At 38.0% G+C, this 14,721-nt stretch carries 17 protein-coding genes; 10 read left to right on the top strand and 7 right to left on the bottom strand.

Annotation, left to right across the window (positions count from 1 at the left end):
• Positions 1-20: 20 nt before the first annotated feature.
• The 5 genes from RV13_RS06925 to RV13_RS06945 all read right to left on the bottom strand — a co-directional run bounded on the left by RV13_RS06925 (position 21) and on the right by RV13_RS06945 (position 3,720).
• Positions 21-836, bottom strand: coding sequence for an AraC family transcriptional regulator (locus RV13_RS06925; protein WP_060789122.1), 816 nt, complete (start codon positions 834-836; stop codon positions 21-23).
• Between the two features lie 26 nt (positions 837-862).
• On the bottom strand, positions 863-1,387 hold the full coding sequence (locus tag RV13_RS06930) for a PadR family transcriptional regulator (protein ID WP_028020341.1): 525 nt from the start codon (positions 1,385-1,387) through the stop codon (positions 863-865).
• A 160-nt stretch (positions 1,388-1,547) separates the two neighbouring features.
• A complete protein-coding gene (locus RV13_RS06935) occupies positions 1,548-2,564 on the bottom strand; it encodes a WxLIP family cell surface protein (protein WP_028020340.1) in 1,017 nt (338 codons plus the stop codon).
• A 161-nt stretch (positions 2,565-2,725) separates the two neighbouring features.
• Positions 2,726-3,352 (bottom strand): WxL domain-containing protein, encoded by a 627-nt coding sequence (locus tag RV13_RS06940; RefSeq protein WP_010745886.1) that lies wholly within the window; start codon positions 3,350-3,352, stop codon positions 2,726-2,728.
• Positions 3,352-3,720 carry an LPXTG cell wall anchor domain-containing protein gene (locus tag RV13_RS06945; protein ID WP_028020339.1) on the bottom strand — a complete coding sequence of 123 codons (369 nt, stop codon included), beginning with the start codon at positions 3,718-3,720 and terminating at the stop codon, positions 3,352-3,354. The genes RV13_RS06940 and RV13_RS06945 overlap by 1 nt, the downstream gene beginning before the upstream one ends.
• A 345-nt stretch (positions 3,721-4,065) precedes the next feature.
• Here RV13_RS06945 and RV13_RS06950 point away from each other — a divergent pair, with 345 nt between their 5' ends.
• The 8 genes from RV13_RS06950 to RV13_RS06985 all read left to right on the top strand — a co-directional run bounded on the left by RV13_RS06950 (position 4,066) and on the right by RV13_RS06985 (position 11,464).
• Positions 4,066-5,430 carry an adhesive domain-containing protein gene (locus tag RV13_RS06950; protein ID WP_028020338.1) on the top strand — a complete coding sequence of 455 codons (1,365 nt, stop codon included), beginning with the start codon at positions 4,066-4,068 and terminating at the stop codon, positions 5,428-5,430.
• Between the two features lie 330 nt (positions 5,431-5,760).
• Positions 5,761-7,086 (top strand): electron transport complex subunit RsxC, encoded by a 1,326-nt coding sequence (rsxC, locus tag RV13_RS06955; protein WP_028020337.1) that lies wholly within the window; start codon positions 5,761-5,763, stop codon positions 7,084-7,086.
• Entirely contained in the window at positions 7,083-8,024 is a 942-nt protein-coding gene (locus tag RV13_RS06960) for an RnfABCDGE type electron transport complex subunit D (RefSeq protein ID WP_028020336.1), read from the top strand. Before rsxC ends, RV13_RS06960 begins: the two co-directional genes overlap by 4 nt.
• A complete protein-coding gene (locus RV13_RS06965; RefSeq protein ID WP_028020335.1) occupies positions 8,021-8,584 on the top strand; it encodes an RnfABCDGE type electron transport complex subunit G in 564 nt (187 codons plus the stop codon). The genes RV13_RS06960 and RV13_RS06965 overlap by 4 nt, the downstream gene beginning before the upstream one ends.
• A gap of 12 nt (positions 8,585-8,596) precedes the next feature.
• Entirely contained in the window at positions 8,597-9,274 is a 678-nt protein-coding gene (gene rsxE / locus RV13_RS06970; RefSeq protein WP_028020334.1) for an electron transport complex subunit RsxE, read from the top strand.
• Positions 9,274-9,864, top strand: a complete 591-nt coding sequence (locus RV13_RS06975; protein ID WP_010745893.1) for an electron transport complex protein RnfA — start codon at positions 9,274-9,276, stop codon at positions 9,862-9,864. The genes rsxE and RV13_RS06975 overlap by 1 nt, the downstream gene beginning before the upstream one ends.
• Positions 9,865-9,877: 13 nt before the next feature.
• A complete protein-coding gene (locus RV13_RS06980; RefSeq protein ID WP_028020333.1) occupies positions 9,878-10,690 on the top strand; it encodes an RnfABCDGE type electron transport complex subunit B in 813 nt (270 codons plus the stop codon).
• 63 nt (positions 10,691-10,753) lie between these two features.
• A complete protein-coding gene (locus tag RV13_RS06985) occupies positions 10,754-11,464 on the top strand; it encodes a glucosamine-6-phosphate deaminase (RefSeq protein WP_028020332.1) in 711 nt (236 codons plus the stop codon).
• A gap of 83 nt (positions 11,465-11,547) precedes the next feature.
• Here the strand turns inward: RV13_RS06985 and RV13_RS06990 are convergent, their stop codons facing one another.
• Positions 11,548-12,771, bottom strand: a complete 1,224-nt coding sequence (locus RV13_RS06990; protein ID WP_060789121.1) for an MFS transporter — start codon at positions 12,769-12,771, stop codon at positions 11,548-11,550.
• A 109-nt stretch (positions 12,772-12,880) separates the two neighbouring features.
• Positions 12,881-13,408 carry a PadR family transcriptional regulator gene (locus RV13_RS06995; RefSeq protein WP_028020330.1) on the bottom strand — a complete coding sequence of 176 codons (528 nt, stop codon included), beginning with the start codon at positions 13,406-13,408 and terminating at the stop codon, positions 12,881-12,883.
• A gap of 154 nt (positions 13,409-13,562) precedes the next feature.
• Between RV13_RS06995 and RV13_RS07000 the strand changes: the two genes are divergently transcribed.
• Together RV13_RS07000 and RV13_RS07005 are read left to right on the top strand one after the other, a co-directional pair.
• Positions 13,563-14,264, top strand: a complete 702-nt coding sequence (locus RV13_RS07000; protein ID WP_028020329.1) for an LCP family glycopolymer transferase — start codon at positions 13,563-13,565, stop codon at positions 14,262-14,264.
• 199 nt (positions 14,265-14,463) lie between these two features.
• Positions 14,464-14,700, top strand: a complete 237-nt coding sequence (locus RV13_RS07005) for a GlsB/YeaQ/YmgE family stress response membrane protein (RefSeq protein ID WP_035019402.1) — start codon at positions 14,464-14,466, stop codon at positions 14,698-14,700.
• The last annotated feature ends 21 nt before the right edge of the window (positions 14,701-14,721 follow it).

The raw sequence follows: 14,721 nt of genomic DNA on the forward strand, positions 1-14,721 counted from the left end.
ATTTAAACAAGAGTATACGCTCACAATTTATAGGGGTCATTGTAAAAAACAGACATATTCTCTAAGTATTTTTTTGGAGTGATACCATAAATGTCGCTAAAATCACGTAGAAAATGAGCGTCATCATGATGCCCTGTTTGTTCGAACAAGCGACTAATTCGTTGATTTTCCTGTAACAGATGTGTTGCGTTTTTCATCCGAATAATTCGTGAACACGTTTTTATTTGTGCGCCGGCATATTTCATAAACAAGCGGTTCAATTGCTTTTCACTATAATATGTTTCACTAGCCAAGTCCTTTACGCGAATATCGCCTTTGCATTTAAGCAGCTTTTCAAAGGCAATCGAGAAGGTGGGGTTGATTTGTTTGTTAGTCAGATGTGTCAAGAAAATGTGGTCCAATTTATTTGTCAAGGAGAGAATGTCTTTAGCTGTGAAATAACCTTCAGCGATTTGTTGGGACAAACTACGGTTTAAGTCATTAAAAAGAAACCCATCATCCGCCAGATAATTTTGATCAATTTGTAAGAATGGATATAACCCTGCAGCATGAAATTCAACAAGAAACATAAAATCAAATTGACGTGCATAATCAGCAATCATTGTTGAACGGGTATTCACACCTCGCAAACCAGCTGTAAATTTTCCATTTTGAAAGGTACAAACCAAAGTTGAACTGATTGTGGGCAAAATTGTTTGCTGTGTAGACATTTTACTGGGATTGGTAAAAGTATAATTTGCTATGTATGGAAGTAACGCCTCATGGGGTCTCATGATGATGGAATCTGCGTTTATTTTAGGTAAAGTACTTTGAGAAATGCTTTCATTATTTAGCATGGGAATCACCTTTCAACAGCATCTTATTAGAATCCTTTTTTAATTTCTTCAATCCATTTCTCGATTGCTTCAAATAAATAAAACTGTTGTCGTATAACGACTTTTCCAGTTTCTGGAATGACAGTTGAATTCTGGGTGTTTACCCACTGATTGTCCATTTCCACCTTCATTTTCTTTACATTGGCTTCGATGATACTGATGCAGGCTCTTTGATCAGTAGGAGCTAAGCTGTCTAAGTTTAAAATGACCGCATTAAAATCCAAGTAAATATTGATCGGACGTGCAGCGATTCCCAGCATCAACTTTTCAAATTCTGTTTGGCCTTTTGCTGTTAATGAGTAGATAGCCTTTTCAGGCATCTTGCCATTTTTCATCAACCTACTTTTGACATATCCTTGCTTTTCAAGCTGTAACATTTTTTTGTAGATGGTTGGCGTACTGACCTTTACCCATTGAGAAATATTCTGATATTCAATCAATTTTTGAATATCATAGGCACTAAGATCTTCCTTTTTTAAGACCCCTAGAACAATCAAATCTATTGTCCGCATGATAACTTCTCCTCTTATATTTTTATGCTATATACACGAGTGATATTTAAGAGACTACTATACTTTATAGTATTTTGTTTCTAACGTTTAGTCAAGCGTTCAAACTATTGAGTCACACAAAAAAACGGTGTTTCAATTACGAAGCACCGAATCTAAACAATTATTGTCCATTTATTTTTTTCTTCAAGTTTCTATTTCGATTATACATTACTATCACGATAGCTAATAACACGATAATCACTGCAAGTCCGATCCAGATCCAAAGATTTGTCGATTTATCTTCGATTGAGACATCTTTTTCGTTGTACTCTTTTGCTTTCTCTTGATTGACAGTGAATGTTGGTGTGCCTGTCCATTTTTGACCTCCAGAGTTGATAGTCATCTTGACTGTATAAGTACCAGGTGAAAACTCTGTATTGTTCATCTGAATCAAAAAGGGCATGCTAGAACTTGGTGCCAATGATAACTGTTCTTTTTTATCTTTAACAATGGTTTTACCGTCTTTTTCGACTTGATAGTTTATTGTCACATCTTTAACGTAGGTTGCCTTTTCATTGTCTACAGTTACATTTATTGCGTTACGACTATTGGCTTGTATGGCCTGTGCATTGATGATCTTTAACTCTGGGCTTATCTCGTCGGTGGTGTTTTGAAGCAACACAGCAATTTCCCGTGAAAAAACGTTTTTGATATTTCCATCGACTTTTATGTCAGATATTTGCTCGATATACAAGCCGCCAGCTAAGACACCTTCAAATTCTTTTGAAGGCATCTTTACATCTAGATAGACATCCTTTGATTGGTTTGCCGCTAAGTTGATTTCTTTATCACTAAGCTTCACATAGTCGGTAATATTGGGTCCAAAATGGCTCTCATCCATATTCATCCCCGAATATTCAATAACGCCCAAACTATTTGTAATAGCTCGATTAAATGATGCTTTCAACTTAATTGACTGATCTGTCCGATTGGTCAAAGTAACCGTCAGACGTTCAGCTTCATCTGGTTGATACTGCAAATCATAATAAAGCTGATTTTTATCAATTTGATGCTCCGAAGGGTGGATCACCGCATCGAAGGTATCCAATGACTCTCCATGAGCGACAATTGGTAAAAATGAAAAAGCGAAAATGAGGAACAGGCCTCGTGCTACTAAGCTTAAATGATTCTTCAGCATTTTCTATCTCCTTACTTCAATTGTATTTTCCGCGTAATGGAAGAGTCTCTCTCAATTTACTTTTCCCCTTTGTATATTTTAAAGGATGGAGCCAGGACCGAATAGCCTGTAGCCGTCTTCTCAGTAGACGAGACTATTGGTGGAACTCCATCCTAGTTTTTTTAGCTAGGTGTCGCTGAGAATGTCCAAACTAATGTTGTCTGGTATTGTGCTTGTTGTTTGGCTGTATCTTTCGGAACATCCAACTCAAACTTAGAAATCGGCAAGGCAGTTTCACCGACGCCTTCATTCGCTTGTGCGGTTAGAACGGAAACGGATTGATTAACAAGCATTGTTGTTTTTGCGCCATTGGCAATACGGGTTCCAGTTGGTGCGGAGTTCACATTATTAGTTAATGTTCCTACCGTAAAGCTCAGAGCTGCACCTGTCAGAGTATTTGAGTTTGCTGTGAATTGGGTAGGTTGATTAACCTTCACCGACCAACCAGTTGAAGTTCCACCACGGTTATCACTAACTGCAATTTGTCCTGTAGTGGCGGGTGATGTTTGTACACCATCTGATGTTGCGGTCCATATTTCGTCCTTGGTTGTCTGGATGGCATGAGAACCAAAATTTAAGTTCTTTGGTAATGAAGCACTAGCATTTCCTGGGACTTGTGGGTCAAAGGTGATGCCACCATCGGTATAATCAACGGTCCCAGTGGTATCTACTGCTTGGGCAGTATTTGAAAAAGCAAACAGGCTGCCAGCAAAGAGCCCAGCAATCAGCAAAGCAAATTGTTTTTTCATTAGTTTTTCCTCCTATTATGAGTAATTCTTATTCCTAAAAAGGTAATCGCAAGAATCAAAAATCCAATGACGATTAAAAAAACATTTTTTTGATCATTTGTTTTTAGGAAATGTGCAATTTTTGAATACATGCTTCCACTTTGAATGTTGGTTGAAGCCGATGTTTGGCTTTTAGTTGTGCTGCCGGATTCTGAGTGTAAGGATGCTGAAGCTTTTGTTGTGCTACTGGATGAATGACTAGTGCTGGTAGACGTACTACTTTCGTAATAATATTGAACTTTTCCGTCGGTTACTGCAGCTTCAGCCAATGGAGAAAGAGCGCCAAAGAACAACAGTAACCACAGGATGATCACTATTGGCTTCTTCAATTCTCTCCTCCTTTCTCAATATTATGCAAGCGGCAAAACTAGCTCTTTTCTGCGCAGAAAAGGGTGTGAAACTTATGCGGTGATTATATAGCCAGAATCTCTAAAAGTGGTATAAAATTGCTCGGACTGTCTTTACACGTGAGCATAAAATTTTCTAGACAAGAGATTTATCTGTTTAATTAGTAGTGAGAACCCGTGTTATATCAGTATATTTATTGAGAAAACTATGTGTTTGAAAGCGGTAATCATGTACTTTGGATGAAAAAATAGATGATTTTCGATTATTTTCTTTTGGAGGAAATTATTGACAGACTCAAAAATGAACTAGCACAAGGAGGAGAGAGGATGAAGAAAAAAAGGTATCATTTATTTCGGAAAATTTGGTTCATTAGTTTAGTTTTTTTCCTTTTCTTGACAAGCTCTAACATAATTGTCAGTGCGGTATCTGTTGATTTATTTGGGAATACTCAAGTAAATAATGACAGTGGAACGACAGCAGCAACACCCTATTTAAATGTGAGTCAAAAACCAGTGACCTTTACTATTGATGGGACGACTACTGGTGTAGGATTGATAAAAAACGGGAAAAAATACGCGTTGATTTCGGTTCCAACAGAACTATCAAGCAAAGTCGTACCGAATGGAGCAGCGTCTGTGACAACTGCAGTAACGATTCCGGCGGCTGATTTGCCTGTTGGGGGATTGTTGGATTTATTGAATAGCTTAATTTCCGTTCTTAATTTGCTTCCTACTTTGCGACCAACAATTACGAGTATCAATCAAGCAATTACCAATCTTAAGAATGAAGATTTTGGTACTCATAATATTCCAATTTCAACCGAACAGCTTTCTTCTACTTTACTAGGCGTTAATATCAGTCAAGGACTATTACCAATATTAAGCAGTACATTAGCTACACGACTGAAGGATTTAAAAAATATTTTAGATACGTTGCCGTTAGGATTAGTAGGGACTATTCTTACTTCTGTATTATCTAGTGTGAATAGTTTAATAGCTTCCTTAGAAAATCCAGATTCGACGAGTAGTACAAATCTTGTTTCGGCTTCACTCTTAGGAGCCACGAATGTTTCAATTCCGACATTTGTTTCTAGTCCAATAGTTTTAACACAAGATTACAGGGCAAGTATTCGTGGTGGAATCATTCAAAGTGATGATATCGTTATTCAGTTATTGAGTAACTTTGGTGGTAATACGAATATTTATTTCTCAGCTGGTTCACTGACAATGAAAAGTGATTTGCTGCCTACAAATTTAAACTTCGGAACTCATCCGATCCAAACAGTAGCTGATGAAACTTGGAAAGCCTATATTGGTGGCAACAGTAGCAATCCGATTCAAACCGGAATGATTCGAATAGAGGATACTCGAACAATCGCGAAAGCTTGGCAGCTAAAGGTAAGTCAGGCTAGTAATTGGAACAATGGGCAAAATAATTTGAACAATGCCCAGCTAGATATTTCTTTAGGAGCATTAACTACGAATTTTTCTAACTATTCTGGATTATCTAATCAAAAGGTTCAAGTAACTCCTGATAATCAGGTAACACTGATGTCTTTAAGTAACACCACAGCTTCAGGATACGTAGAAATCCCATTGAACCAATTTGAGCTTTTTGTGCCTAAAAATACACAGAGACAATCTGGTAGTTATCAAACTGTTTTACAATGGACATTATCTAATACACCATAAATGACGAACCCGAAAAATACCTAGTTGAGCACTAGGTATTTTTTTTGCTGAGTTTGTGAAAACTAATTACATTTGTTTTTCACTGTGCTATCATAAATATAGTAATATACAGAAGAAAGCTAAATTAGTGGTAAAAAAAATTTGTGAAAAAATTTCTCAATGTTTTATCAAAGATGGTTGAAAGTGGATAGTAATCTGTTATTCTAGGTTAATTTGTTTTGCAGGTATATATTTTTGAATTAAGATTGTGCTCATTTTCATTGAAAAAACGTGAGTATATAATAATAATTGAGTTACAGAATATTTTCGAATTACAAGGGAGGTTTGTCTATGGATACAATAACTAAGGCTATCGCAAAGTTTAAAGGAGGCGTTAAGGTTCCCCACAATAAAAACACGGCAGAATATGAAAGCGTTTTTATGGAGCCGCCGAAAATTGTAACTATTCCAATGCAACAACATATTGGAGGTGTTTGTACACCGACGGTAAAAAAAGGGGACACTGTTACAGTTGGGCAAGTTATTGGTGACTCAGAGGCTTTTGTTTCAGCACCAATCCATGCTTCTGTTTCTGGCAAGGTAAAAGGGATCAAACCCATTCTAATGGCGAACGGTCAAATGTGTGAGGCTATTCATATTGCAAGTGATGGGTTACCAGTAGAGTTCCCAGAACCAACACCGATTAAGATTAATTCTAAGGAAGATTTACTGAAGGCCGCACGAGACAGCGGTATTGTAGGGATCGGCGGAGCGGGATTTCCATTGCATGTGAAGTTGAATGTCAAAGAAGATACACCAATTGATACATTGGTGATAAATGGAGCAGAGTGTGAACCATTTATCACATCTGACTATCGCGAAAGCTTGGAGTATCCGGAACGAATTATCGCAGGAATGCAAGCGTTGATGACTTACTTGAATATTCCTCACGGGGTGATTGGAATTGAAAGTAATAAACCAAAAGGGTTGAAAAAACTCCGGGAGCATTTGAATGAGTTAGCAGATCTTGATCCACGGATTGATGTGATGGAGATTCCTTCTTTATATCCTCAAGGGGCGGAAAAAATGTTGGTATATGCAACAACTGGTAGAAAAATTCCACCAGGCAAGCTGCCATCTGAGGTAGGGTGCTTGATTACGAATATCTCGACAGTCTCTCTTTTACAAAGATACATTGAGATTGGGATGCCACTGACCCATAAAAGAATAACAGTTGATGGAAATGTTGCGCAGCCAAAAAACGTTGTAGTTCCAGTCGGTACGCCAATTGGTGAGGTTATAAAGTTCTGTGGTGGATTGATTGATGAGCCGAGTAAGATTATTTTAGGCGGACCTATGATGGGGATGGCACAATTTTCTACAGAATTGCCGATTACTAAGCAAACGAATGCCATCACAATTTTATCAGCCGAGCAAAGCTTACCGGAGGAATCCCCATGTATCCGTTGTGGTCGTTGTGTAGAGGCTTGCCCAATGTCATTGTTGCCTGTACAGATTGAACGCTGCACAAGAAATAATGATGTAGCTGGCTTGAAGAATCTGAATGTATCGGCCTGTATGGAATGCGGTTGTTGCGCATTTGTTTGTCCTGCGGGACGTAGACTTGTTCAATCCATGAAACGAGCAAAACAGTTAGAAAGGGAGGCTGCTCAATGAACAAATTACCTGTATCCATCTCGCCGCACCTTCACTGTGGACGCAGTAGTCGCAGTATTATGTTAGATGTGATTATTGCTTTAATTCCAGCAGTCATCGCGTCGACAATTATTTTTGGTTTTCGTGCTCTTATTTTAATTATAGTAACGGTTGGTGCTTGTGTCATCAGTGAGTATGTAACGAGAAAGATTCTAAAACGTCCAGACACAATACACAATTTGACAGCGGTTGTTACAGGAATATTGTTAGCATTGAATCTACCCGTAACGCTGCCCTTTTGGATGGCCATTCTAGGTGGTGTAATCGCAATTGTAATCGTAAAAGAATTCTTTGGAGGGATTGGACAGAACTTCGTAAATCCAGCAATTACTGCCCGTATCATCTTGATGATGTCTTTTGCTTCACAGATGAGCACTTGGCAGCCACCATTGAACTATTACATGTTTCAACCAGACGTCATTTCGTCGGCAACCTACTTTTCAGCTTCTCAGACCGGACAGCCTATCCCTTCACTACTTAATATGTTTCTAGGAGTTCGAGCAGGAAGTTTGGGAGAGACATGTGCATTGGCTCTTTTGATCGGAGGGGTTTATTTAGTTGTTCGAAAAGTGATTTCGCCAATTATTCCTCTCTGCTTTATTGGTACCGTAGTTATTTTTTCTACTATATTAGGTGGGGATCCTTTGTATCAAATGATGTCTGGGGGATTATTACTAGGAGCTATTTTCATGGCGACTGATTATACAACATCTCCAATTACAAGAAATGGCAAAATTATTTTTGGAGTCGGATGTGGAGTTATCACTGTTTTGATCCGTTTCTTCGCTGCGTTGCCAGAGGGTGTTTCCTATGCAATTTTATTGATGAATATCCTTGTCCCTCATATTGAGAATCTAACCATTCCTAAGGTTTTTGGTGAGGGGGCGAAGGTAAAATGAAACGATCAGGTTCTAAAGTAATTTTTACTGATGCGCTTTGTTTATTTATCATTTGTCTGGTCATCACTTTTGCTGTCGCAGGAACACGGGCTATGTTTAAGGAGCGTATTGCAAAGCAAGAATGGGAGCAGACGCAAAGTGTTATGAGTCAGTTGATTAAAGCAGATGATTTTCAAGAAGTTAAAGTGACTGGAGAAAATCAAGGCTATAAGGCACTGGACTCTTCAGGTAAGATTTTGGGGTATCTCTTTGTGACTAAATCATATGGCTATGGCAGTGATGTAAGTGTTATGAGTGCTGTTGAGAATGGAAAAATTGTCGGGGTAAATGTTTTAGACGCTTCAAATGAAACCCCTGGACTCGGACAAAACGTCACAAAAAAAGAATTTGCGGATCAATTTTCTGGTCTTAATGAGACGCTAGAAGTTGTCAAGAATTCTCCTTCGAGTAAAAACCAAGTCGAAGCAGTCACAGGAGCAACCAAATCTTCTAATGCTGTAGCCACATCGGTCAAAGAAGCACTTGCGTTGTTTGAGCAAGTGACTAAGTCAGAGAAATAGGAGGGAGAACTAGTGGAAAAAGAAAAAGCATCAGCTATTTTTAGTAAAGGCTTAATCAAGGAAAATCCTGTCCTGCGTCTCATGTTAGGGACTTGTCCAACATTGGCAGTTACCACATCAGCTATTAACGGAATAGGAATGGGGATTGCAGCGACAGTAGTTCTTTTAGGCTCCAATGTCGTAATTTCTCTCTTACGTAAAGTAATTCCTGACCGTGTCCGTATTCCAGCATTTATTACCATTATCGCGGGCTTTGTGACGGTGGTTCAATTAGTAGTAAAGGCGTTGGCTCCCGCCTTAGATGCAACGTTGGGAATCTATTTACCTTTAATCGTAGTGAACTGTATTATCCTAGGGCGGGCAGAAGCTTATGCCAAAGACCACACAGTACTTCATTCAGCATTAGATGGCTTAGGTATGGGAGTCGGATTCACGATGGCGCTTCTTTGTATGGGAGGAATTCGCGAATTGTTTGGCAGTGGTACCTTGTTTGGGATGCCGATTACTGCAGGAGTGGTTCCGCCGATGACAATCATGCTCTTGCCGCCAGGTGGATTTTTCGTTTTTGGAATGCTGGTTATGGCGGCGAATAAGTTAAGTGATCGCAAAACAAAAGAAATCGATTGTACAGCATGTCCCATCGCTGAAGCCTGTACGACAGTTTGTGATGAAAAGGCGGGTGATCAGTAATGCAGATTTTTGTAACGATTTTAGTAGCAGGGATTTTGACCGATAATTTTGTGTTATCGCAGTTTTTAGGTATTTGTCCATTTTTAGGAGTGTCTAAGAAATTAGATACGGCGGTCGGCATGTCATTGGCGGTAACCTTCGTTATGGTATTAGCAACATTAGTGACGTATCCAATATATGCTTCTCTATTGATTCCGTTGGGTTTGGATTATTTGCAGACAATCGTTTTTATTTTAACGATTGCTGCATTGGTGCAGCTAGTAGAGGTTGTGATGAAACGCTACATGACTTCACTTTACAATGCATTAGGCATCTATTTACCTTTAATCACCACAAACTGTGCGGTATTAGGTGTAACGATTCTGAATTTTTCTAAAAATTATTCGTTCATACAATCAATGGTCAATTCCTTTGCAGCGGGTGTCGGATTTTTAGTTGCTATGGTTATCTTTGCTGGTGTACGTGGACGACTTGAAGGAAATGATATTCCAGATTCTTTGCAAGGGTTACCTATAACATTGATTGCTGCGGCTATTGTTTCATTATCATTTCTTGGTTTTGCCGGTTTGGCAGAAGGATTATTCCGTTAAGGGAGGAGAAAAAATGACAGAAATCATGATACCCATTGGCATTGTCAGCGTTATGGGATTGATCGCAGGGGTCATTCTTTCACTCGCAACGATCATTTTTCATAAACCGGTTGATGAAAAAGAAGAAGCTTTACGAGGTGCTCTACCCGGAATCAATTGCGGTGCTTGTGGTTTTTCTGGCTGTGATGGATATGCAAAAGCAATGGCAGAGGGGAATGCAGGGGCCACTAATTGTACCCCTGGAGGAGCATCAACACGCCAAGCATTATCAGAGATTCTAGGTGTCGAAGTTGACGATGTACAAAAAATCGCGGCATTTGTCCGATGTAATGGAACCTGTGAGTTTACAAATAGCAAAATGGATTATACTGGGACGACTACTTGCTATGGAGCGAATCAAATTTTTGGCGGACCGCAGGATTGTCGATTTGGGTGTATGGGATTTGGTGACTGCGCGGCAGTTTGCGAATACGATGCGCTTCATATTATTGATGGGGTTGCAAAGGTAGACCCAGACAAATGTGTTGGTTGCTTGAAATGTATTAACGCATGCCCTAAAAATTTGATAAAAATGCTGCCAGCAGAAAATACATCAATCGTTTCTTGTTCGAATCAAGATAAAGGCGGCAGTGTCCGAAAAATTTGCGATGTTGGTTGTATCACCTGCAATCGTTGTGTGAAAGCTTGTCCACAAAAAGCCATTAAAATGGAAAATAATGTAGCAGTAATTGATCCAGATATTTGTATTAATTGCGGCGACTGTATAGAGGCTTGCCCGCAAAATTGTATTTTGAAGATGCCAGTAAAAGAAAAGGTTCCAAATTGATTTCTTACTTAATTGGAGATCCTTTTCATTTTCTACTATTCTTTAAAGAAGGCAGGTATTGAATTGAGATTAATAGTAACAGAAAATTATGAGACATTAAGCCAACTTACGGCAGATATTATTTTAATGAAATGGGCGGAGAATCGTCGTATGAACTTGGCGTTAACTGCAGGTTCTTCTCCTAAGCGTGCCTATAAGATCTTGGCTGATCGGTTAAAGCAAGTGGACTTTGATAAGAGCTTGGCACATTTTTATAATTTTGATGAAATCACTTTGATGAATCAAAAATACGGGTTGACAATGCAAGCCCTACAAGAAGAGCTATATCACCCGCTAGGAATTAAAGATGAGAACATTGAAGTTTTAGACGCAAAGAACTATCAGACTTACGATCGAAAAATTGCTGAGGATGGCGGTTTAGATCTTGTATTGATGGGAATTGGTAATGATGGTCACTTTTGTGGGAATATGCCAGAATTTATGTCCTTTGATTATGGGGTGTATCGTGTCCCTATTGATCCTGCAGATGAGATGTACAAGCTAATCGATGGGATGACGCCTTATACACCAGGAAAAGAGATGGTCACATTTGGTACTCAAACGATTCTAGGGGCGAAAGAACTAGTGTTAATAGCTAGTGGTGAAAAGAAGGCATCTATTATTAAACAAGCTTTAGAAGGACCGATAACAGAGGATGTGCCGGCATCAGTTTTGCGCCTGCATCCTAATGTGACAGTGCTTTTAGATAAAGAGGCTGCAATTTATTTAGATTAAAATAATGTATTAAGCTTTGAAAATGAAATTCAAACAATCTATAAAAGACTAAAGGGAGCCCTTGATAGGCTCCCTTTAGTCTTTTATAGATTCTCTTCGCTTTCTTCCTCTTCTACTGTTTCAAAGTATTGTGAATGAACTTTAACCAATATAATTCCAATCAGGACCATAGCACTGGCAATATAGAAAGTGTAGTTGCCCCCGAACTTTGCACCGATCATTCCTGCGACAAACGGTGCTAATGAACCACCGAAGAAACGAACAAAGCTATAAGTAGAGGAAGCAATGTTGCGTTTGATACCTGGAATTTCCATCGCGATAGTAGTCATCAGTGTATTAATGATTCCTTGGAAGAAGCCCGCTACGATTAAAGCCGCTGCAACAAGTGTCGGCTGATCCGCATTAATCCCCATTAACAGCAAGCAAATGACAAATCCAATAAAACCAATCATCAAAGTATAAAAGGTACCAATTTTTCTTTCAAATCGTGTTGCTAGGAAAATTGAGGAAATTGCTAACAAAATTCCCCACCCAAAAAAAGTTATGCCAATTTCCATTTCTGAAAAGTTAGGCATCAAGAAAGGGGCATACGCGAGTAAAGTAAAAAAGCCAAAATTATATAGTAAGGCAATCAAACCGATAGAGCGTAATTTATGATTTTTCATAGCTTTAGCACCGGCAAAAAAATCAATTTTTTCTTTGGTACTATCCTTAGGTTCTTTAAACATGATCGATATTGATAAAAAGGAGATCAGCATCAGAATGGATACACCAGCAAAAGGCAATCGCCAAGAGACAGAACCGAGTGAACCACCAACAAGTGGTCCAATTGACATTCCCAATCCCATTGCAGCTTCATAAAGCATGATTGATTTTTCTGTTTGACCGATTAAAACACTAACGATTGCGGACAACGCGGTTGAAATAAATAACGCGTTTCCTAATCCCCAACCAGCTCTAAAGTAGATTAAAGCATTGATTGTATTAGATAATCCAGCAAAAAGTGCAAAAACGATAATAATAAATAGTCCTAACATTAAGGTTTTCTTCATACCAATTCGGCTAGAAACAAAACCAGTAAATAGCATAACAATTCCCGTTACCATCATATAACTAGTAAACAAGAGCGTTGTTTGAGCTGGTGTAGCTTGTAAAGATTTGGCGATCGAATTCAAAATGGGATCTACTAACCCGATTCCCATAAAAGCGATCATGCAAGCAAATGCGACGACATACGCAGCTTTGCCATTTTCTTTTTCCGTTACTAAGTTTTCATTTAAATTTTCCATTAGGTCACCACTTTCCATTCAATAGTTTAATCATAATGTTTATTTGTGTCAATATTTACATAAATAAATTTACATATAATTTCTGGTAAAAAAACACAGCTTTTAAAGAAAAGCTGTGTTAACATGATTATTCAGTAAAATACTCTTCGATTTTTTCTTCTGCCCATTCGCACCAATAAAGTTCTTCCTTGCATAAACGAATCTTTCGTTCAACAATTAATTCTCTTCCAAAATTTTTTTTATACTCTTCTCCAGTGAGATCGTTCAAATTGTTCAGTACTTTTGAGTACTCACTTAATTGCTCGTTGAAAAGTTGTTTACGTTCCATAATCAAAAATTTAGCAGTGTCACGATCTAATGCGGATATAGTAAAGATTTTTGCCAAGAACTCATCTTTTTGAGACGGTGTAGGACTTTTTATAAGTACCCATTCCTTTACTAATTTTTTTCCCGATGCAGTAATATCATAGACTTTACGTTTTCCATCAGGAATATCAATAATTTCGATTAACCCTTGTTTGCGTAATTCTTTTAACGTCGGGTAAATCTGACTATGATGCGCCTCCCAAAAAAGATTCAAAAAACGCTTTAATTCATAGCCAGTTAGAGGTGACCGAACAAGCATAGCTAAAACAACGTAACTAATTGTATTCATGACATGCTCCTTTTGTGTGAAAGGTTTCGTTTTTAATTCATGTTTATTGTATCATTATTTAGATAAATAGCATGAAAAAGAATGACTTTCAGACTTGCGGCGGATGTTTTTTCTTTTTATCTTTAATAAACTTGTTTTAGAGAGGAAGATCGTCATGAAAGTTTTATTTGTATTTGATGACCAAGCTTGTTCAAGTTTTTTTGTCTATGACTTAACTAGCGGAGTAAACAGTCTGTTGCGGATTTCTCCAGAAATAAAAATTAAAAAGGTGACACTGGGTGAGTTGTATACTCAAGTGCCGATTGAAAAATTTTTAGCCTATTTTTCACTCGCTTTTTCTATAGAAGTAAAAAAATATTTGATTTTAAAAAAAGAAGACAGTCTACTTGGTGTGAAAGAAGTGGGACTTGAAGAAGATGGTAAAATGCCAGTGACAGTTTATAAAAACTTTGTTGCTTTAAAAAATGGTCAACGGTTTACAAAAGGAAAACAACGAATGACACTAGAGGAAATTGATGCTTATATCAGTTATCAAATTGATGAAGATGGTCGAATGGATGTTTTTGAACGGCAAGAAGACATCATTCGATTGATGAAGCGAAAAACAGTGCGTCCTCGTTTATCATCTATCACTAATAATTATGGTACGGTCAAAGAGTATTCCGGTAGTAATCTTAATTTAAAAGACATGTTGAAAATGGGTACAGGTTATTTAGCAAAAGGTAGTGCAAGGATGAATAAAATCAATGTACCAGAACCCGATACTTTTTCCTTAAATGGTGATTTTCCATATTATTTAGATAGAGTGGATTGGTGTAAAAACAGCATAAAACTAGGAACGGATTTACTGAAATAAAAAGTTATTCACAGGCAGAGATAAAAAAGCGTTTTTATCAATCAATTTAGCCGCTTACAATTACGAAAAAGTTTTTATATCAACGTTTTGTTTGGTTTCACAACTGCGAAACTTTTTTATGAAACTAATATTAGGCTATTGACAATGACCTAATATTAAAAATTAAACTAGATTTAGTATCAAGAATGGAGGGGTAATGATGATTTGGACATTAATAGTAGGTGCTGTCATTGGGGCAATCGGCGGTAGCCTTTCAGGACGTGGAAAGCAGATGGGTTGTCTCTTTAATATTATCGCTGGTTTAGCCGGTTCCTATATAGGTCAAGCGATTTTTGGTCACTGGGGTCCTCATTTAGCAGGAATGGCGTTAGTTCCTTCTATTCTAGGAGCTGTCGTAGTTGTAGCAGTCGTTTCTTTCTTCACTGGAAGACGATGATAATGAATTAACAGAAGTCGA

It is taken from the genome of Enterococcus raffinosus (assembly GCF_001886185.1).
Taxonomy (GTDB): domain Bacteria; phylum Bacillota; class Bacilli; order Lactobacillales; family Enterococcaceae; genus Enterococcus_A; species Enterococcus_A raffinosus.